This is a genomic window from Alcaligenes phenolicus, from assembly GCF_032063905.1.
GTDB classification, from domain to species: domain Bacteria; phylum Pseudomonadota; class Gammaproteobacteria; order Burkholderiales; family Burkholderiaceae_B; genus Alcaligenes; species Alcaligenes phenolicus.
The window spans coordinates 615,917-636,071 of record NZ_DAMBOE010000002.1 but is presented as its reverse complement, the minus strand read 5'-3'; the positions used below and the strand labels follow the sequence as shown (position 1 = coordinate 636,071).

Sequence of the window (20,155 nt, the reverse complement as noted above, 5' to 3'; positions counted from 1 at the left end):
ATCCTCTGAACGTCCCGGAGCAGACCCGTATAATGCTGCTCATGCTTGCTTGAACCGGCTTTTCTGCCTTTCTCGTTCTCTTCTTCCCGTATTTTCAGGTCCCCGCCCTATGGCTGCGCGTCGCGCTTCGTCTGTTTCCGATTCTCCCGTTCCCACTCAAGCGGGCTTGCTGCTCCATCCCCAATGGCTGGATTACCCACGTCTGGAAGGTGTGGCTCGTCAGGTCGCCAAGAAAGCGCGTTTTCAGGACCGGGCAGGCATACGGCGCGTGTGGCTGAAAGCCTGGCGCTTGCCGCAGGACGCCGCCTTTTTCAATCAGATCATCGCCGCCGAACTGAGTTTGAAGGATGCGGACCAGCGCCTGCAGTCCCAAGGTGTGCCCGAGGTCGTGATTCGTACCCTGCGCCTGCTGTATCAAATGAGCGTGGACAAGCTGGAAGCGGATATTTATGAAGCCTTGCGCGAACAGCTGCTTGAACAGCGCGCTCAATTGGCTGGAGCGATTGCCTCCCAGTCCTTGCCTTTAAGCGAGAACTGGCCCGAGGCCGAGCGCGGCCCGCGCTTGCAGGCTTTGGTGCAAGCCTGGCAGTCCATGCCTTTGGCGCAGACCTATTTGTGGCAGTTACAGGCCGAACAGCGCGATCGCGAGCAACGCAGTCAGCGCTGGGAGCAGGCCCAAAAAGAACGTGAACAAGCGCGTCAAAAAGAACAAAACGACAAACAGCGCAAGTTCAATCAGGCCCAGGAGCGTTTGACAGCCTGGCTGAAAGAGCAAGGTTGCGAGCCGCAACGCATCACCCCGGAGGCCTTCGAGGGCCTGCAAGCCGGGGAACCTGCTCATTGGTTCATGACGGTATATGGCCGCAATGCCAGTGCCGCTGTCCTGACCCAGGAGTTCAAGCTGGATGCCGAGCAGCAGGAGTTTTTGCTGCAGGCTCAAGCCCAACGCCAGGAACGTCAGCGCGAGCAACGCCAGCAGCGTTGGGCCTGGGAGCAGGAGTGCATAGGCTCGGAAGAGACCATGGCCTTGCTGGGCATCACTCGTCAGGAATACGAGCTGTGGCTGGCCGATCGCCGCTTGCCCAGCACCAAGCTGGAAGTACGTAGCGGAGCCGCTGGCGGCCGTGACCGTGTTGCCCATCATCCGGATTTGCTGGTGGCCATCGACCAGAACCAGATTGAACAATGGCGCGAGCAACATGCCAGCACCTTAAGCAATCGTGAACGTGCGCAGTACCAGCGAGCCGCCGACCGTGCCCGTACGCAATGGCGTCAGCAACAAGTGCTGAACCAGATCAAGAAGCAAGAAGAGTGCGATTACGAAATTGACCCGGAAGATCCACTGCGCCTGTGGTGGCACAAGGATTTGTGGCTGGCGGTGAATGTGCCCGTAGCGGGCGAGCGTCAGCACTGGCGCGCCAATGTTCGTATGCAGGCCGCCGTGCCTTTGCCACGTACCGGCTCGGAGCTGGATCGATTGCCCGCTCGTGTTTCGGTCTTGTTCAACACGGCAGCTCAAAACCGTCTGTCCCAGCGTCTGGAAGATTCGCTGGATGCGTTTTTGCAAACCCAGCGCCCCCTGATTGATGGCTCGTCCTTTCTGGAACTGGCCAAAGCCTTGCGCATGGCTCTGGAAGAGGGCATCGAGCAAAAAGAAATCGAGGCCGGGGATTTTGAAAAGCGTCTGCTCAATGGCCCGGTGCGCCGCATCCTGGAAAGTGTGGAGCAACAGCGTGCCCAGGACCTGATGCGCCTGGGTGACTTCCCGGAGATGTTCAGCCTGGCCCGTGGCATCCGCCGCCATCTGGTGTTCCGCTTGGGTCCGACCAACTCGGGCAAGACGCATGAGGCCCTGGAAGCTTTGATGGAAGCCCGATCCGGCGTGTATCTGGCCCCGCTGCGACTGCTGGCCATGGAAGTGCGCGATCGCCTGATGAATGCTGGTATCCCCTGCAATCTGGTGACGGGCGAAGAGCGCGTGATGGTGCCCGGTGCCCAGCACACCGCCTGCACGGTCGAGATGATGGACCCCACGATGGAAGTGCGCGTGGCCGTCCTGGACGAGATTCAAATGCTGCAAGACGAGCAGCGCGGCTGGGCCTGGACGGCGGCCTTGGTCGGTGTTCCGGCCCGTACCCTGTTTGTCTGTGGTGATGCCTCGGTCTTGCGTCCGTGCGAGCGTCTGGTGCGCTCCATGGAGGAGACCATGGAGCTGGAATTTACCGAACGTAAAACTCCACTGGAGGTCATGCCTTACCCAGTGGAGCCGCCACGAGCAACAGGCAAGCAAGGGCGTCATGAAGCGCCGTGGCGGGGGCGCAAAGATCGTCAGCGTGAAGCCCAGGGTGTCTCCAAAGGCGACGCGGTGGTGGCCTTTACCCGTAAGGACGTACTGACGCTCAGTGCTCGCTACCGCGCTCAAGGCTGGAAAGTCGCCACCATTTACGGCGCGCTGGCTCCGGAAGTACGCCGCACCGAGTCCGAACGTTTTTCCCAAGGCGAGGCCGATGTGCTGGTGGCCACCGATGCGATTGGCATGGGCTTGAACTTGCCGATTCGCCGCGTTTTGTTCTCTACGGTTCACAAGTTCGACGGCCGCTCCATGCGCGCCCTGAACGCCACCGAAGTGCGCCAGATTGCCGGACGGGCAGGCCGCTACGGTCTGTACCCCAAAGGCTATGTGGGAGCGATGGACAAGCAGGACTTGAACCATATCCGTACCCAATTGCAGAGTGATGCTCCCAGTGTGGATTTGCGCTTGCCCATTGCACCCAGCCCCGAGCACGTGCAGGCGCTGGCGTCCTTATTGGATAACAACAATATTGGCGCGGTGCTCCAGTACTTTGCGCAGAAAGTGGCTTCTGATAGCCCCTTGTTCCAGACAGCGGGCTTGAAAGACGCCATCGAGCTGGGCTTTTGTGTAGACCGTCTGGCCCCCAAGCTGGAGTTGCGTGAGAAGTTCACCTTTGCCTGTGCGCCGGTGTCCGTGGACAAGGATACGGAGCTGGATTACTTCAAGCGTTGCCTGTCAGCCTACGTGGCGCAACGTCCCATGGCCTTGCCACCGGCGCCGTCCTGGTTGAAATCCGCCAGTCCCTCTCGCCTGGAAGATGCCGAATTGCTGAGCAAGCAGATCAGCCTATATGCCTGGTTCAGCATGAAGTTCCCGCAAGTGTTTGACCAAGGCCCCTGGTTGCCGGAAGTGCGCTCCCAGGTCAGCCGCTTTATTGAGCGCAGTTTGCTGCACCAAAGCGGTTTCGGGCAGACCAGCCGCGAGGCTTTTGGTACGCCATCGCCGGGCCGACGCTGATTCGTTTTAACTCGTTTGCTACCGGATCGGACCGAACGGAAACGGGCCGCGTCGATCCGGTTTATATCGTTTGATACACTATGCCCTGTGCGGACGTGTCCGTACGGTCCGGTTAAGGGGTACCATGCCCCTATCCCTGCGCCGATTCTGGCGCCCTCCCTGTTTTCCAAAGCTATCTATGAATTACCGCAAGCTGACCTTGGTGTTGGCGGCGTTGGCGATGCTGGGGCCTTTTGCTACCGATGCCTATCTGCCGTCATTTCACCGTATCGGTGTTGAATTTTCCGTTGACCAGTCAATGGTTCAGCAGACCTTAAGTCTGTACCTGTTTGGTTTTGCCTTCATGAGCCTGTTCTGGGGCATGCTGTCCGACAGCTTCGGGCGGCGTCCCGTGATTCTGGCCTCACTGATCCTGTTTCTGATCGGGTCGGTGGGCTCGGCGCTGGCCCCCAGCTTTTCCTGGCTGTTGTTCTTCCGTTTGATTCAGGGCTGTTCGGCAGGTGCCGGACGTGTCGTCGGTCAGGCCTTGGCGCGCGACTGTGTACAAGGGGTGCAAGCTCAGCGCTTGTTTGCCCACATCACGATGGTCTTCAGTCTGGCCCCGGCGCTTGCACCGGTCATGGGCGGCTATTTAAGTAGTTATTCGGGCTGGCGCTCGGTGTTCTGGATGCTGACGGTGCTCAGTATTGCCCTGATCGCGCTGTGCTGGCGGCAACTGCCTGAAACCTTGCCCGTGGCCTCGCGCCAGCCCTTGAAGCTGTGGGTAATTCTGGCCAATTATGCACGCGCCTTGAGCAATGGTCGCTTCGTGCTGGCGATTTCCGCTATTGCCTGTGCGTTTGGCGGCTTTGCCTTGTACATTTCGTCGGCGGCCAGCTTTGTGATTGGTGTGCTGGGTCTGACAGAAACCGCCTTTGCCTGGCTGTTCCTGCCCTTCATTGGCGGTATGCTGGGTGGCTCTATTCTGAATGCCCGCTTTGCTGAAAAGCTGGCCCCGGCACGCATGATTCGTCTGGGCCTGTCCATCATGCTGGCTGGTGCGACCTTCAACACGGTGTACAACCTGCTGTTCCAGGCTGAAGTGCCTTGGGCCGTGATGCCTATTTTTGTGTACGCCTTTGGCATGTCCATGGCCTTGCCGGGCATGACGGTGGTGACTTTGGGCACCTTCCCCACCATGCGCGGCCTGGCTTCCTCGGTACAAAGTGCCTGGCAAATGCTTTTGTTTGCCACCGTTTCCGGTGTGGTGGCTCCACTGCTGTTCGATAGCGGCTTGTTGTTGGCCTTGGGCATGTTGTCGGCGGCTGCCTTGTCGGCCGGGTTCTGGTGGTGCAGCCAGTTCCGTTCCAAATCGGCCGAGGCTTCCGCCTAAGCCCTATGAAGATCGGGTGCTGTTGTCAGCGCCAGCGCGTTGAGCCTGGCTTGGATTGTTTTCCTGAGCGCCACTGTGATCTGCAGTGGCGCTTTTGCTTTCAGCCGCCGCAGGTACGGAAGGCGTAAACCATTGCACCAGGCCCATACCAGCTAAAATCAGCAGCACGCCTAGAATGCGTCCCATATGTACAGGGCGTGGTGTCAGGCCCATCAAACCGTAGTGGTCGATCAGCATGGAGCTGAGCATTTGCCCGGCCACCACACAGACAATAAAGCTGGCGGCGCCCATGCGTGGCGTCAGAATCAGGGCGGCGCTGATGTAAATGACCCCGCCAACGCCACCCGTCCATACCCACCAGGGGGCATGCGCCAGTTGCGCGGTCAGGGGAGCGGGGGCGCGCATCAGCCAGATTGTGGGCAGTACCAGAGCCGCACTGATACAGAGCGACACCAGTGTGGCCCAGAGCGGATGCCCCAGGACCTTACCCAGAACGGCATTGCTGGCAGCTTGAAACGGCACGGCCGAACCGGCAAAGACAGCCACCAACATACTGAACAAAGCGGTACCGGGCATGAGCGTATCTCCATAAGAATCAAAGCTCTATCTTGCACTATTCGCAATTCTTATTGAAATTAATAGTGTGCACAGTCATTATTCGTTTTATGGATGAACTGCGCCGTATAGACCTGAATTTGATGCTGAGCCTGCATGCCTTGTTGACCGAGCAGCATGTGACGCGGGCTGCCCAGCGTCTGCATAAAAGCCAGCCTGCCGTGAGCCATGCCTTGGCGCATTTGCGTCAGGTGTTCAACGATCCCCTGCTGATACGTCGCGGCTCCCGGCTGGAACTGACCGCGCTGGCCTTGCAGTTGCAGCGTCCTTTGGAGCAGGCTTTGCAGCAGCTCAATGGCCTGCTGGATGCGGGTGGCTTTGATCCAGCCAATGAACAACGTGAATTTCGCTTGGCCATGTCGGATTACGGCGCGCAAATTGTCTTGCCACCATTGATGCGCCGCCTGCGTCGTGACGCACCGGGAATTCGGCTGGCGGTCAGCCAGGCCAGCCGGGAAGCCATGCTGGCCCAGCTGCGTGATGGCGAGATTGATCTGGCTCTGGGCGTGTTCTCGGAAATTCCGGCCAGTTTGCAAGCGCAGACCTTGTTTGAAGAACATCTGATCTGTATTGCGGATCGGGCCAGTCTGGCCAAGGGGCAGGCTCCTGCTCTGGAGGAGTGGTTGCAGCGTCCGCATGTGCTGCTGGCCATGCGTCCGGGTGGGGAAAGCGAGGTCGACAATGTCTTGAACCGGCGCGGACTTAAACGGCAGATCGCGCTGTCCTTGCCGCATTGGAGTGCTGCTGCTCAGGTATTGGCGGGTACGGATCTGATTTTGACGGTTTCCAGCCGCAGTGCCGAACATCTGCGCGAGCAGGCTGAACTGGTGTTTTTCCAGCCGCCGCTGCCGGTTCCCTCGGTATCCTTTCAGCAAGTCTGGCATAGCCGTCGTCACCTGGATCCGGCTCACGCCTGGCTGCGCCAGCAGTTGATGCAGTGCTGCTAACCCTGGTCTTTACCCTTTATGACTGCCTGTCGCTTGACGATAGGGCCTGCAGTTTCCGACAATTTATGTTTGCTCTTGAAGATCAGCTTTTATCCGTTTAAACGGTTGGATAAAACGTTTTGGATTGCGACTGTCAGTCCTTGTGTAGTGCTTTTTGAATTGATTGTTGATGAACCCTGCTAATGCCTTGAATCTGGATGAAGACACCTTGCACAAGGAGGCACGAGCCTGGGTCAGCCGCCTGAAAACGTCCTCGCTGACCTCTCGTCAGGCCCGGGAACTGCGCCGCTGGTGTGGGCGCAGTCCTTCGCACGCCTCCGCTTTTGCGCACGCGCGCGAAATGTGGGATGCCATGCCCCAAGATCGTGAAGAGTGGCTGCGCGAAGCCAAGCTGATGAAGAAACGCGGCCACCAGCCTGTGCGCCGTGCCTTGCTGGGCGGTTTGCTGGTGGGCGGCGGTGTGTATCTGGTGGCCAAACCCCCCATGCAGCTATGGCCTTCGCTGGCCGATTTGCGCGCCGACTACCGCACGGGGGCCGGTGAGCAGCGGCGCGTGCAGTTGCTGGATCATGTCTGGCTGGATATGAATACGCGCAGTCGCTTGAACGTCAGTGACGACCCGCATCTGGGCCGCATTGTGGCTCTGCTCGATGGTGAAGTGGAAGTGCGCCAGTCCGAGCGCTCGGCCTCGGCCTGTACGGTGTTTGCTGGCGCCGGCTCCATTCAGACCTTTAATGGCCGTACCAATATTCGCTATCTGGATGGCAAAACCGAAGTTACTTGTTTGTCCGGCAGCGCTCAGGTGGATTTTGGAGGACAAGGCTATCGTTTGGGGGCCGGGGAGCAACTGGTGTATGGACGCCATGCCATCAGTTCGGTACAAACGGTGGCGGCGGAGGACTTCCCGTCCTGGCGTCAGGGCCGTCTGACTTTTCATGAGCATCCTTTGTCGCAGGTGCTGGCCGAGCTGAATCGCTATTGGGCAGGGCATCTGATCCTGCGTGACGCAAGCTTGGGGTCTGTCCTGGTCAGCTTTGCCGTCAACCTGGATAACTTGCCCGAGGCGCTCGACATTTTGCAGCAGTTATATGGCGTGGCGGTGACGCGCTTGCCTGGCGGAATCGCTCTTTTAAGCCGAGCCTGATTGAAAAAGGCCCGCTGTGAAGCGGGCCTTTTCTTTTACTCTTGTGTCTGCTCAGGTTCCTGCAAGCGGCTGACGTGTACCGTTGCAATACGACGTTGGCTGACTTCGGTAATCTCGAAGCGCAGGCCGTCTGCCTCAACGACCGTCCCTACCGTGGGCAGGGAGTCCAGACGCTCCAGCAAAAAGCCGGCCACGGAATTGAAGCTGCTGTCTTTCAAAAGCAGGTCGTCCGCTTCCACGGCTTGGGCCAGCAAGAGCAGGTCTATGCTGCCATCCACTTGCCACAGATTGGGGCCAATCTGCTGAATGGCGGGTTGTTCGTCCTCGTCGGGGAACTCGCCGGCAATGGCCTCCAGAATGTCGATGGGGGTCAGCAGGCCTTCAATCGCGCCGTACTCGTCCGTTACCAGCACGAACTGGCCATTGGACTGCTTCAACATGGCAATCGCACTGAGTACATCGGTGTGTTCGTGCACGATGATGGGCTCACGCAGATCCGGCCACAGTTTGACCTGCGGGTAGTCGTCCAGATCGGCCAGCAAATCCTTGGCGCGAGCTACACCCACCACCTGGTCCAGATCGCCCTGACACACCGGCAAGAAGCTGTGCGGGGTAGAGCGCAGTTGCTGGCGCAAGGTGTCGGCGGAGTCCTCAAGGTTGAGCCAGGTAATTTCCTGACGAGGCGTCATCAAGGAGCGAATCGGGCGTTCGGCCAGGCTGAGCACACCGCTGACCATATTGCGCTCTTCTGTGCGGAAAGCCTGCTCGTCCAGTTCCAGCTGACCATCGTTGCCGCTGTCGTCCTTGTCTTCATTCTTGCGGTTGCTCAGCATGCGCAGTACGGCTTCCGCGGTACGGTCACGCAAAGGACGGCGTGACTGCGAGCGTTGCAGACTGCGGCGGGCAATCTGGTTGAAGAACTCGATCAGGATGGAGAAACCAATGGCCGCGTACAGATAGCCCTTGGGAATCTTGAAGCCCAGGCCTTCGGCGGTCAGCGTCAGACCAATCATCAGCAAGAAACTCAAGCACAGCACCACCACGGTGGGGTGGTTGTTCACGAAGGTGGTCAGTGGCTTGGAGGCCCAGATCATCAGCGCAATCGAGATAATGACGGCTGCCATCATGACGGGCAGTTGATCCACCATACCCACGGCAGTAATCACGGCATCCAGCGAGAACACGGCGTCCAGCACCACAATTTGGGCTACCACGACGCCAAAGCTGGCATAGGCCTTGTTGGTACTGGAGTGATGATCGCCACCTTCCAGACGTTCATGCAGTTCGCTGGTGGCCTTGAACAGCAGGAACAGACCGCCCAGCAGCAGGATCAGGTCGCGCCCGGAGAAGCTGAGCGGGCCAATGGAGAACAGTGGCGTGGTCAGGGTGACCAGCCAGGAGACGATAGTAAGCAGACCCAGGCGCATGATCAGCGCCAGCGACAGGCCGATCAGGCGAGCACGGTCGCGCTGATGCGGAGGCAGTTTATCGGCCAGAATCGCGATAAAGATCAGGTTGTCGATGCCGAGAACAATCTCCAGCACCACCAGAGTTAATAAGCCGACCCAGATGCTGGGATCGAGTAGCCATTCCATGATGTTGTCCTGTTAGACAGATAAATAAGTGCAAAAAAGCAAAGAAGCAGGGCGTCGCGGCGCGTCAGGCGTCAGACGCGGGGCGGACGGTGCTCCGGGGCAAATTCGCAGCAAATTGCTGGCAGGGAATAGGTCGGACAAGCCGATGGCCAGGCATGCAGCCAGAAAGACTGAACCGGGCAGGGCAAGGGGGTATCCGCGTGGTCGGCATACTGTTGCATGGGCGTGTGCGCCAAAATGGCGCTGAGCTGATGCAAAGGATGATGGGCGGATGAGACACGGCGTTCCACAGACTCGGCTGCATCGGATTCGTGTTGAGCGAATAAAGCCGATTGACCACCTTGCACGGTTGCGTGGTAGTGGGAGCTGTAAGCCTGTAGGGGAAGGATAAGAAGCAAGACGACGACGAACCAGCGTCTCATAGTGTCTAAGGGAAGTCGATGACGGTTCAGTATATCGTATGCGGGCTGGCTCAATGCAAGTGTGCTGTGATGATGGATGGTCAGGTTGGGGTGGCAGGGGCCGCCATCGGGGCGCGTGGCAGCTTGGAAATAGTAGAGGGAAAGCTCAGCCCAGGCAGCCAAACCGGCCCTGATCAAAGTCGGCAATTGCCTGGGTAATTTCCTGTTGTGTATTCATCACAAAAGAGCCGTAGGTCAAAACGGGCTCATCAATGGGCTCGCCGCCCAGCAACAGCAGCTGGCTGTCGCTTTGGGCATGCAGCCGGATGGTCTGGCCTTCCAGGCTCAACAATACGACCTGAGCGGGGCGCACTAGCGTTTGCTGGTTCACCTGTACTTCGCCGTTTCGCACCAGCAAGCTGGTGTTCCAGCCCTCGGGCACCTGAAAACAGGCGTGATGCCCGGCCTTGATCTGTATGTCCCATAACAGGAGCGGGCTGTGATGTCGGGCTGCGCCGGGCTGCTCCCGGTATTGCCCGGCAATCACTCGTATCTGTCCCGCCTGATCGGGCAGGGCCAGAACGGGAATGTCTGCGCTGGGCAGAGATTGCTGGCTGGGTGGCAGGGTTTTCGCACAGGCGGGCAGGTTGACCCAGAGCTGCACCATTTCCCAGGTACCACCCTGACGGGCGAACGGCTCGGAGTGGCTGGCCTGATACAGCAGGCCGGAGGCCGCACTTAGCCATTGCACATCGCCCGGACCCAGAATGCCGCTATGACCGGTGGAGTCGCGATGCTCCAGCTCGCCCTGATACACCAGCGTGACGGTTTCAAAGCCGCGCTGCGGGGAGCCATGGACCTTGTGTCGACGGCTACGGGCCGGGTAGGGGGTGGGGACGGCGTAATTCAAGCGCAGAAAGGGGCTGTGCCGGTCCGCGTGGTCCTGATGGCTGAACAAGGTACGCGCCGCCAGGCCATCGTCACCCGCCAAAGAGGGGCATGGACTGAGGATGCTGGCGACCTTTTTCATGGCATGGGTTCCGATTGAAAGTGCATGCCTTCAAGGATAGGGGCGAAACCCCGCTATGATTAGCCCCCGCTATTGCAAAACTGTATTGCTTGGGCGGGCTGGACGAATGTGAGCAATTAGTAACCAAATTAACAAACGTAATCTTCCTGACCGCGCTAGCATTAGCGCACTTTGTTACGTAGAGAGTGGAATGGGGCAGGCTTTTCAGGCCTTGAGCGTCTGGCAGGTAATGGGCGTGGGCTTATTGTTCTTCGGCGGCATTTACGTGCTGTTTGCACTGGGCACCTTGGCGCTGACACATTGGCTTTTACCTGCCTTGGGTTGGGGACGCCCCCTGGACACGCGCCCTTTGCGTCCTGGCCAACTGCGCCGGGAACTGAAGCAATCCGGCACGGCCATTCTGATTTTTGGCACTGGCATGATTTTTCCCTGGGGCTTTTTGCAGCTAGGCTGGGCGCATTTGACGCCTGATGCCAGCGCGACCCGCATTGTTCTGGAAATTCTGGCTCTGGTGATCTGGAACGACGTGCATTTCTGGATCAATCACCGTCTCTTGCATACCCGCTGGTTGCGCCGTTATCACGGCCCGCACCATTCTTCCGTTGTGGTGACGCCGTTCTCCACCTACAGTTTCCACCCGCTGGAGTCGATCATGCTGGGCAATGTGATTTTGCTGCCCATGGTCGTGCATGACTTCAGTTTCTGGTCGCTTTTGTCCGTGCCCTTGTTCAGCCTGTTTTTCAACAGTATCGGCCACTCCAATTACGACTTTTTCCCCCATGTCTCCAGCCGCCATTGGCTGGCGGCCAGCCGTCGTCACCAACGCCATCACGCGCAGTACAACGGCAATTACGGTTTTCAATTCAGCTTTATGGATCGCCTGTTTGGCACCCGCTTGCCCGATCGCCCCGAGGAGGCGCGGGGATGAGCGCTGCGTGGCGTTTGCGTCAGCCGCGCGATTGGCAAAGCCTGCTGTACCTGATTGCCTACCCTGTGCTGGTGGTCGCGCTGTGGCGGGGCGGTTTCTCCTGGATTCTGTATGGCTTGCTGCTGTTCCTGACGCTGGGCGTTGGCGTCATCAACCACAACCATCATCATCTGCGCATGTGGCGGGGGCGTCTCCCCAATCGCTTGACGGACTTCTGGCTGACCCTGGTACAAGGCCATCCCGCTTGCGTGTTCTGGCCTGCGCACGGGCGCAATCATCACCGCTATAAACATGGTGAAAAAGATGTGGCCCGCACCTACCGCTTCTGGCGGGGCGACACCAACGACACGCTGGGCTGGCTGATGCACCCCTTTGAGGCCGTGCCTGCGCTGTACCCCACAATTTTTGGCTGGCTGGGCAGCCTGCGCCGTCATTGGCCTGGCGTCTGGGCCTATTGCATGGCGCAGTACGGCGTGTGGCTGGGAAGCTGGGCGCTGGCCCTGACGCTGGACCCAGTAAAAGGCTTTTTGTACGTGATCCTGCCGCAGCTGCACGGTTTGCACTGGCTGCTGACCACGAATTATCTACAACATGCCCATGCCGATGGCAGTCATGAGGGTCGTCATGGCGAGCAACTGGCCTATGCCCGCAATTTCGAGGGTCTGGTCAATCCCTTGCTCTTTAATATCGGCCTGCATGTGGCTCACCATGAGCATTCGCGTACGCACTGGTCCGAGCTGACCCGGCTGCACGACACCGAATACCGAGCCCGCACCCCGGACGCCTTGAACGAAGGGGGGCTGGTGCCTTATATGCTGCGTGTTTTTGTGCTGGGCCTGTTCATGCCCCGCTACCGCAGTCAATCCTTGAACGCCGTGGGCCAGACGGAGCGTCGGCGTGATTCCGTGTAATCAGGAGTATTTCTATGCCCGTGGCCTTTGAGCACGTTGTTATCCATCAGGCCCAGTGGTTTATGCCCGGCGAGCCGGTCGATAACACCGCAATGGATAATTTTATTGCCCCCTTGAATCGTATTTCGGGACGCATCAAGCAGCGCATTCTGGCCGAGAACGGTATTCAGCAGCGCTACTACGCCATTGGTGAAGATGGCAGCACGCGCTGGAGCAATACGGCCATGGCCGCTAATGCCGTGCGTGCGTGCCTGGAGCAGGCGGGTTTAAGCATGGCTGACGTGAGTTTGCTGGCCAGCGGCTCCTCGGGCGGGGATTTGTTGATGCCCGGCTTTGCCAATGCCATTCAAGGTGAGTTGGCCGCACCTCCACTGGAGGTGCATTCGGTCCACGGAATTTGCGCCGCTGGCGTGACCGCCTTGCAGGCCGTTGCCCAGGGGATCGAGCTGGGTGCGCACCGTCACGGTATGGCCGTGGCCAGTGAAATGCCATCGCGCTTGTTCCGCCGATCGCGCTTTGCCTCGCAAGGCTATCAGGCGGACTTTGACTCACACTTCCTGCGCTGGATGTTGTCCGATGGTGCGGGCGCGGCCTTGTTGAGCCATCAAGATCAGGTTCTGCCCACAACGCAGCCCGGCGTCCGCCTGCGCCTGCGCTGGATTCATCAAAAATCCTTCTCGGGTGATTACCCGGTTTGCATGCAGCTGGGAGCAACGCGTGATTCCACCCGCAGCCATCTGGATTACGACTCCTGGGCCGAGGCCGAGCAAGACGGTGCCTTGTCCCTGCGCCAGGACATTCGCCTGCTGCCGCATCTGTTCGACATCGGCATACACGAATACGTAAAACTGGTGCGCGATGGCTGGGTGGACCCCGAGCGCATCAGCCATTTCCTGTGCCATTACTCCTCCGAAAAATTCATCCCCGTGGTGGCAGATTTGCTGGAACAGGCTGGGCTGGGCATTCCTGCCGAGCGCTGGTACAGCAATCTGCGCTGGCGCGGCAATACGGGCGCAGCGTCCATTCTGATCATGCTGGCCGAGTTCATGCGCGACCGGACCTTGACGCCCGGCGAGCAAATCCTGTGCTACGTGCCCGAGTCTGGCCGCTTCATGACGGCCTACATGCTGCTGGAAGTGGAAGCCTGCGATGCACCGGCCCCGGCTGTGTCTTACCCGTCTGCCAAACAGTCGGCTCCGGCCTCGGTGGATCAGGTGGATATTGCCCCGCCGCATGACCCGGCCACCGCTCCGCAAGGTTTGCGCGATCTGCTGACGCAATTGGCCCCGATCTGGCACGACTATCGCTCCCAAGTGTGGCGTACCCCCTTGTTGCGCAGCCTGCACGACGGTTCGATCCGCATGCAGGATTATCAAAAGTGGATGGCGGACTGGATTCCCCAGGTACGTGAAGGCGCCAAGTGGATGCGCGAAGCGTGCGATTCCCTGTCGCCCACCTATGCTCCGTTGGCCGAGCTGATTCGTTTGCACGCCGGCGAAGAACAGGACGACTTCAAGATCCTGTTTGAGGACTATCAACACGCCGGTGGCACCGCGACCGATATTGAGCAACTGAGCCGTAATCCCGGCGGTCAGGCCTTGAACTCGTATCTGCATGCGCTGGCGGCTAGCCAGGACCCGATTGGCTTGCTGGGTGCGATTTATATTATCGAAGGCACAGGTCAGCGCATCGTGCCGGCCTTGTTACCCCTGCTGAAGTCCTCGCTGTCGCTGGAACCGAATATGTACCGATTCCTGCATTATCACGGCATGAACGACGAGCATCATCTGGCCCGTTGGCTGGTGGCGGTGGAGCTGGCTCTGGATTGCGATGAAACAGGCCGCGCCGAGCAGATTATTATTGAAACCGCACGTCGTACCGCCGCTCTGTACCTGATGCAGTTCCAATACGCGAAAGAGTTTTAAGTCATGGATCAAATCCCGGATTTCTTAAGCAAGCCGCATGACCCGCAGGACCCCAATCCGTGGCGGGCCCTGTATCTGGATCGCAGCACACCCCTGCCTGATGAAGTGAAGCAGGCCTGGCTAGCCGACTCCAGTTCGTCGTCGCGCCAGTACCTGCTGCCATTCCTGCGGCCATTGGCGCGCCTGATGATTATTGTGATTCAGGTCGTTAAAACCTTTTTGCCGCGCAAATGGTCACATTCGGGCCTGCTGCATCGCATTCTGGTGTGGGGGCTGAAGCGCTTTGTCTCGCCCCAGGCCAACTGGCTGATTCTGCGTCACTTCCATTTGGGATCACAGGTGCTGGCCTTTATCGCGGCCAATTCACCCACCAAGGTGCCGACCACGCCGCTCACCCCCATGAACATCGACGAATTGCGCGATCACACCTTTGTGAAGCACGATTTGAATCTGTTCAATTTCGTGATCCGGCTCAATCAGACCTTGCGGGACAATAATCAGGAAATCGGCCCGCCGGAACGCGTGGATTTCTCCATGATTCAGCCTGTGCCTTTGGCGCTGGACGATATGCCGCAAGGTCCGCTGAACAAGATGGACCTGCAAAGCGCCATCGAACTGTTCACGCCCCTGTACCAGTTGCTGCTGACTGATAACGACTTCTGGCGTGCGGCCAATTCCCTGCAGCTGGACGAGACCATCGGGATTTACGCGGCCAAGATTTTGCAGGCACCCGAGCATTTGATTCTGGTGAACAATGGTCATCCCTTGGTGCCCATGTCGACCTTGCGAGCAGGCTACCGCTTGGTGCTGCACGGTCTGTCGACAGAGATGCTGCATAGCTTGCTAAATCAGATGAAGCAGGCGCAAGCGCAGCAGGATAGCGGGCAAGCGCCAGACCTGGCGCAAGACAATAGCGCAGCGTCGCCTGAAGTGTGAGGTAGAAAAAACGGCTCAATAATGAGCCGTTTTTCTATTGGGCATACGGCCCACATCCAGTCATGCTGATCGCCTTCTGGCAATGTTGCGAGACTTAGTTGCGCTTGGTGTAGGCCATGTACAGCTCGTGGGCACGGGTTTCAATCGGGCCGCGCGCGTAATGGCGATCGTCAATGCGATTGCAGTGCAGAACCTTGCCGTAGTTGCCGGTACTGAAGACTTCGTCCGCATCCAGCACGTCTTGTGGTGTCAGGCTGGCTTCACGCACTTCAATGCCATCGTCACGCAGCAGTTGCATGACACGTCGGCGGGTAATGCCGTTCAGAAAGGTGCCGTTCAGCTCGGGTGTCAGCACTACGCCGTCCCGCACAATCCACAGATTGGCAACAGCAAATTCGGCGATCTTGCCTTTGGAGTCCAGCACGATGGCGTTGTCAAAACCGCGTGCACTGGCCTCGCGCAAGATGCGCTGGGTATTGGGGTACAGGCAGGAAGCCTTGGCATCGGTAGGTGCCATGGAGGGGTCCGGGCGCAGGAATTCACTGAAAGTGGCGCTAAAGCCGCTGTCGTCCGGCATGGGGGATTCAAAAATATGAATGGCTAATTGGCTGGTGGCTGGATCGGGCTGGATGAAACCGCCGGGCGCGAAATACAGGAGCTTGATGTAGTAATCCGTGCTGTGGGACAGCTTTTTCAGGCCCTCGCGCACCAGGTCCACGGTTTGCTGCGGCGTCATCACCGGCTCCATGCCCAGGGTGACGGCAGAACGGTTCAGGCGCTCACAGTGCAAGTCCAGATCCGGAGTATGGCCCTGAATAGAACGGGCACCATCAAAGACAGTGGTGGCCATCCAGAAAGCATGGTCCGTCGCGCCAATCAGGGGTGCGCTGGTGCTGCTCCATTGACCGTTGGACCAGGTGATTTCATTTTTACTCATGGGGCTTTCCTCCTAATTTTGTTGGGACGTAGTGGCAATTTATCTTGCCGTTGTACTATTTCCAATACACATAATAGAGAGCAAAAAACGACTTGAGGTGGTGTCAGCGTGCTATCTGATATTTACAAAACATATAACTGGACGCTGGCCGAGCTGCATGCTTTCTGCCTGATCTGTGAGTGCCAGAATCTGAGTCAGGCGGCGCTGCGCATCGGGATCAGCCAGTCGGCTATTTCCTTGATGGTGCAGCGTTGGCGACAGGCTTTGGGCGACCCTTTGTTTGTACGGGCGCGCTATGGCGTCGCGCCCACGCAGATCGCCATTGCGCTGCGCGAAAAGCTGCAACCTTTGCTGGAAGAAGTGGGCATTGCCTTGACGCAAACCCAGGGCTTCAACCCTGCTCAGTCTACGCGCATTTTCAAAGTTCATATGACGGATATCGGCCAGCTGGTTTTTCTGCCGGGGCTGAATAATTTTGTCGCCAAACACGCGCCGGGTATTCGTCTGGTCATCAAGAATCTGGGCTGGGAAGCGCTGGAAAGCGGCTTGAGTTCGGGCGAGATTGATCTGGCGATTGGCTCCTTGCCCATGATTAAAGGGCGGGTGCATTCGCGCGTGTTTCGTCATGAGCGTTATGTGACTGCCATGCGCAAGGGCCATCCGCTGGCCAAAAACGAGCTGGATCTGGAAGCCTTTGTGGCGGCTGATCATCTGGCCATTGATGCCACCAGCAGCGGGCATTCTCTGGTGGAAAATGCCCTGCGTGCGCTGGATATGCGGCGCAATATCAGCCTGATCATTCCCCACTATCTGGCCGCCGAGCAGATTCTGGTCAACAGCAATTATTTGCTGACCGTGCCCAATGTAGCGGTGCTGTCTTTTCAGGACCCCGCCGCCTTGCGCATCGTGCCTACGCCGCTGGCTTTACCCAGCTTTGATGTGCGCGTGCATTGGCATGAGCGCAGTCGGCAGGATGAAGGCGTGCGTTGGCTGCGTACGGCTATTTCCGATTTGTTCGAGCAGCGTTAACACAACTGTTTTAGTTTCGTTTGGACCTATAGGTGATACGTCGTAACACCGCCTCCAAGGGGCCTCGTCCCCAGCGCTGGGCGATCAGACCTGTCAGGCTCATGGCCAGCAGAGCCAGGCCAATGGCGATGACTAGCAATGCCGCATTGCCAAAGGAATCAAACAGGTCCAGGCCATAGCTGCTGAAAATCAGACCAGCCAGAATACCTTGGCTGACATAAGCACTAAGCGAATTGCGGCCCGCTTCAATCAGCACATTGGGCAGGTTGAACCATTGTCCGCAACGCAGCAGCAGGTACAGATACACCGTGGACAACAAGGGCGCGCCGATTGCGATGCTGAAAAGGCCTATCAAGCCCATCAGATTCTCTTCGTTGGACACGCTGGCGCTAAAGAGGTTGATGACCAGAGCCAGTGGCAAGAGCCAGGGCAGGGCGCGGCCCAGCTTTTGTTGTCCAGGGCTATGGGCTTCAAAAAAGTTGCTTTTGGCCGCGGCCAAGCCCATCAACATGGCTCCAAAGGCCAGCGGACCCTGGTAAAGAAACAGGAAGAAAAAGGACTCCGGCCACTCGTTGATGCGTGCCAGTGTTGCTTCGGTGAAGGCGCCACCCAGTGAGTACACCGGGGCCATGTCTTCGGCATCCGCCAGCAAATAAGCGATCAGTGCCAGACTGACAATTTCCACCAGCACCATCAACAAGGCCACCTTGATCAGCCCGCGTGGAGCCAGTTTGCGCAGCGGCCAGATCAGCACACCCAGCACGGAGTAAAGCAGCAAGATGTCGCCGGTAAAAACCAGCGTCGCGTGCAGGCAACCCAGCACGGCCAGGCCGAGCATGCGGCGGAAATAACGACTGCTCAGGGGGACGCCAGCACGTTCAGCGGAACGTGCCTGGATTTCTATGCCCCAGCCAAAAATCAGCGAGAACAGCAGAAAGAATTTGCCCTGAAACAGAAATTCGATCAGGAAGGCCGCCATGTGGTCATAGGCGGGGGACGTGGCTGTCGGGTCACTGTCGGTCAGTGCCAGATAGGGCAGGTTCACTACACAAATACCGATCAGGGCAGCGGTGCGAATCAGGTCGATGGAGGAGTTGCGAGTGGCTGAAGACATGGATGTTTATTGATTGAGCGCTTGTTCAATGCCATAATATTGAGCGCTTGCTCAATGTGTCAATAGGGAGGGAAGGGGATGAGTGAAAAAGAAGACAGTGCCACACGAATTCGACAGGCCGCTGTGGAGATCCTGCTGGAAGTGGGGGTACGTGCCGCCACCACTCGTATGGTGACCGAACGGGCTGGTGTGGGCCGTGGACTTTTAAACCATTACTTTCGCTGGTCCGAATTGCGGGCCGAGGCCTGGGGCGAGATCTTTGACCAGTTGCTCGATCAGGAAGCACAAGGCTCGCAAGAGCCGCAGGTCTTGATGGAAAGCTACCTGAGCACAGCCTTTGAGCAGAACAATCGCATTTACTGGTTCTTGTGGATTGATGCTACCGATCTGGCCAAAACCGATGCCGCCTTGGCGATGGTGATTACACGGGTACACAGCCGAATGCTGGAGCAACTGGCCTCTTATCTGAGACGAGGGGCCGAGCAAGGGCTGTGGCAGGCACCCGACCCCGAAGGCATCGCGTTACGGCTGTCTGCCTTGTATGACGGCCTGGCCAATATGTTGCTGACGGATTTTACCGATTTGAGTTCGGAGCAAGCTGAACAACATTTGCGGCATTTATTTTTCCTGGAGACCCGGCCGATTCTGGCGGGCAGTGCAGGCTAGGCAGAGACAGTGCGTGGCTGGTGGGTGGATAGCCCTGACGAATAACGATGGATCTGCCCGGCTCACAAGGCTGAGGGTACAAGGTCCGTCGTATCAAGGAGAAGTTGTTTGAATAATCAGAACAAAAACGTGTCTGTACGGGCAATGGAAAACATCACCACCTTCGAGGATGGCGATCCCAATGAGAATCCTTGGGTGGCAGGCCAACCCAAAGCAGAGCTGATCGAGGTTCAGGCTTACGATGCGAACTGGCCTGTGCTGTATCAGCGTTTGAGCCAGGACATTCTGGGAACCCTGGGTAACAAGGCCGTGACCATTGCGCACGTAGGGTCGACCGCCGTGGTGGGCCTGCCTGCCAAGCCTGTGATTGATATTGATGTGCTGGTGGCGGACCCGGAACAGGAAGAGGACTATGTGCCTGCCTTGCAGGCCTTGGGCTACGAGCTGAGCATACGCGAGCGTTCCTGGTATCAGCACCGTATGCTGCGTCAGGAAGAGCCGCGCGTGAACCTGCATGTGTTTGGCCCGGATTGTCCCGAGCATATTCGCCATATCCTGTTTCGGGATTGGCTGGGCACGCATCCCGAGGATTTGCAGCGGTACGCCGAGGCCAAAATGCAGGCTATAGAAGGGGCTGAAACGGTGCGGGACTACAACCAGAGAAAGCAGGCTGTGGTTCGGGATATCTACCGGAAAATCTTCGAGTCCCAAGGTCTGCTGTAACCCTGAGATGTTTTCTCGGGGGTGATCCTCCCGCTGAAAACCAGATGAACCCCTGAAAGGGAAAGAGGATGAATATTCGCCATTCGCGCCCGGAGGACGGGCAACGTGTTGTTGAAATCTGGCGCAAGGCCGTTGATGCCACGCACGACTTTTTATCCGCTCAGGATCGTCAGGAAATTGATGAACTGGCCTGCGGTTTTCTGCCTCAGGCCAGTTTGTGGCTGGCGGTGGACGAGACGGATTACCCGCTGGCGTTCATGCTGATTGATGAAGGCCATATGCAGGCCTTGTTTGTGGACCCGGACAGCCGGGGCACGGGTGTGGGCAAGGCTTTGGTGCTGCACGGCTTGAGCCTGCATCCCACCATGACCACCGATGTGAATGAACAGAATGGGCAAGCTGTGGGCTTTTACGAAAAAATGGGCTTCAAGCGTATTGGCCACTCGCCTGTGGATGATCAGGGCAAGCCTTATCCGCTGATTCATCTGCAATATCAGGCCTGATTGGCATCGCTGTTTGATTCCCTGGGTGTGATCCCCGCTCCCTGTTTTTAGCGACTGTTTTTAGCAAGG

The 20,155-nt window shown here is 58.1% G+C and carries 18 protein-coding genes; 12 read left to right on the top strand and 6 right to left on the bottom strand.

Features of this window, described 5'->3' with window-relative positions; genetic code table 11:
- The first annotated feature begins 109 nt into the window (after window positions 1-109).
- Together U2949_RS06310 and U2949_RS06305 are read left to right on the top strand one after the other, a co-directional pair.
- Window positions 110-3,310, top strand: coding sequence for a DEAD/DEAH box helicase (locus U2949_RS06310; RefSeq protein ID WP_321286707.1), 3,201 nt, complete (start codon window positions 110-112; stop codon window positions 3,308-3,310).
- A 178-nt stretch (window positions 3,311-3,488) separates the two neighbouring features.
- The gene (locus U2949_RS06305; RefSeq protein ID WP_321286705.1) at window positions 3,489-4,682 is read left to right on the top strand and encodes a multidrug effflux MFS transporter; all 1,194 of its coding nucleotides are present in this window, start codon (window positions 3,489-3,491) and stop codon (window positions 4,680-4,682) included.
- 3 nt (window positions 4,683-4,685) lie between these two features.
- On the opposite strand, the gene U2949_RS06300 is transcribed toward U2949_RS06305, so the two are convergent.
- On the bottom strand, window positions 4,686-5,258 hold the full coding sequence (locus U2949_RS06300; protein WP_321286704.1) for a DMT family transporter: 573 nt from the start codon (window positions 5,256-5,258) through the stop codon (window positions 4,686-4,688).
- Between the two features lie 89 nt (window positions 5,259-5,347).
- Between U2949_RS06300 and U2949_RS06295 the strand changes: the two genes are divergently transcribed.
- Window positions 5,348-6,244 (top strand): LysR family transcriptional regulator, encoded by an 897-nt coding sequence (locus U2949_RS06295; protein WP_321286803.1) that lies wholly within the window; start codon window positions 5,348-5,350, stop codon window positions 6,242-6,244.
- Between the two features lie 169 nt (window positions 6,245-6,413).
- Complete coding sequence (locus U2949_RS06290) at window positions 6,414-7,388, top strand: FecR family protein (RefSeq protein WP_026484036.1); 975 nt, start codon at window positions 6,414-6,416, stop codon at window positions 7,386-7,388.
- A 35-nt stretch (window positions 7,389-7,423) separates the two neighbouring features.
- Here U2949_RS06290 and U2949_RS06285 read toward each other — a convergent pair whose 3' ends face one another.
- From U2949_RS06285 to U2949_RS06275, 3 genes are all read right to left on the bottom strand, one after another.
- A complete protein-coding gene (locus U2949_RS06285; protein WP_026484037.1) occupies window positions 7,424-8,983 on the bottom strand; it encodes a TerC family protein in 1,560 nt (519 codons plus the stop codon).
- A gap of 71 nt (window positions 8,984-9,054) precedes the next feature.
- Window positions 9,055-9,405, bottom strand: a complete 351-nt coding sequence (locus U2949_RS06280; RefSeq protein WP_257724136.1) for a hypothetical protein — start codon at window positions 9,403-9,405, stop codon at window positions 9,055-9,057.
- 145 nt (window positions 9,406-9,550) lie between these two features.
- The gene (locus U2949_RS06275) at window positions 9,551-10,414 is read right to left on the bottom strand and encodes a pirin family protein (RefSeq protein ID WP_321286701.1); all 864 of its coding nucleotides are present in this window, start codon (window positions 10,412-10,414) and stop codon (window positions 9,551-9,553) included.
- Window positions 10,415-10,604: 190 nt separating this feature from the next.
- Between U2949_RS06275 and U2949_RS06270 the strand changes: the two genes are divergently transcribed.
- From U2949_RS06270 to U2949_RS06255, 4 genes are read left to right on the top strand one after another with little or no spacing between them, the layout of a single operon-like run.
- Window positions 10,605-11,342 carry a sterol desaturase family protein gene (locus U2949_RS06270; protein ID WP_026484040.1) on the top strand — a complete coding sequence of 246 codons (738 nt, stop codon included), beginning with the start codon at window positions 10,605-10,607 and terminating at the stop codon, window positions 11,340-11,342.
- Complete coding sequence (locus U2949_RS06265; protein WP_035274980.1) at window positions 11,339-12,253, top strand: fatty acid desaturase; 915 nt, start codon at window positions 11,339-11,341, stop codon at window positions 12,251-12,253. Before U2949_RS06270 ends, U2949_RS06265 begins: the two co-directional genes overlap by 4 nt.
- Window positions 12,254-12,267: 14 nt before the next feature.
- Window positions 12,268-14,178 carry a beta-ketoacyl-ACP synthase III gene (locus tag U2949_RS06260; RefSeq protein WP_321286698.1) on the top strand — a complete coding sequence of 637 codons (1,911 nt, stop codon included), beginning with the start codon at window positions 12,268-12,270 and terminating at the stop codon, window positions 14,176-14,178.
- Window positions 14,179-14,181: 3 nt separating this feature from the next.
- The gene (locus tag U2949_RS06255) at window positions 14,182-15,114 is read left to right on the top strand and encodes a DUF6999 family protein (RefSeq protein WP_026484042.1); all 933 of its coding nucleotides are present in this window, start codon (window positions 14,182-14,184) and stop codon (window positions 15,112-15,114) included.
- 94 nt (window positions 15,115-15,208) lie between these two features.
- Here U2949_RS06255 and U2949_RS06250 read toward each other — a convergent pair whose 3' ends face one another.
- Entirely contained in the window at window positions 15,209-16,051 is an 843-nt protein-coding gene (locus tag U2949_RS06250) for a branched-chain amino acid aminotransferase (RefSeq protein ID WP_257724131.1), read from the bottom strand.
- Window positions 16,052-16,159: 108 nt separating this feature from the next.
- Here U2949_RS06250 and U2949_RS06245 point away from each other — a divergent pair, with 108 nt between their 5' ends.
- Window positions 16,160-17,080: a LysR family transcriptional regulator gene (locus U2949_RS06245; protein ID WP_026484044.1), complete on the top strand. Its 921-nt coding sequence runs from the start codon at window positions 16,160-16,162 to the stop codon at window positions 17,078-17,080.
- 10 nt (window positions 17,081-17,090) lie between these two features.
- Here U2949_RS06245 and U2949_RS06240 read toward each other — a convergent pair whose 3' ends face one another.
- The gene (locus U2949_RS06240) at window positions 17,091-18,194 is read right to left on the bottom strand and encodes a DUF418 domain-containing protein (protein WP_026484045.1); all 1,104 of its coding nucleotides are present in this window, start codon (window positions 18,192-18,194) and stop codon (window positions 17,091-17,093) included.
- Between the two features lie 78 nt (window positions 18,195-18,272).
- Here U2949_RS06240 and U2949_RS06235 point away from each other — a divergent pair, with 78 nt between their 5' ends.
- The 3 genes from U2949_RS06235 (at window position 18,273) to U2949_RS06225 (ending at window position 20,086) form a co-directional block, all read left to right on the top strand.
- The gene (locus U2949_RS06235; RefSeq protein ID WP_257724130.1) at window positions 18,273-18,860 is read left to right on the top strand and encodes a TetR/AcrR family transcriptional regulator; all 588 of its coding nucleotides are present in this window, start codon (window positions 18,273-18,275) and stop codon (window positions 18,858-18,860) included.
- 108 nt (window positions 18,861-18,968) lie between these two features.
- The gene (locus U2949_RS06230; RefSeq protein WP_026484047.1) at window positions 18,969-19,583 is read left to right on the top strand and encodes a GrpB family protein; all 615 of its coding nucleotides are present in this window, start codon (window positions 18,969-18,971) and stop codon (window positions 19,581-19,583) included.
- Window positions 19,584-19,651: 68 nt separating this feature from the next.
- Entirely contained in the window at window positions 19,652-20,086 is a 435-nt protein-coding gene (locus tag U2949_RS06225; protein ID WP_026484048.1) for an acetyltransferase, read from the top strand.
- Window positions 20,087-20,155: the final 69 nt, after the last annotated feature.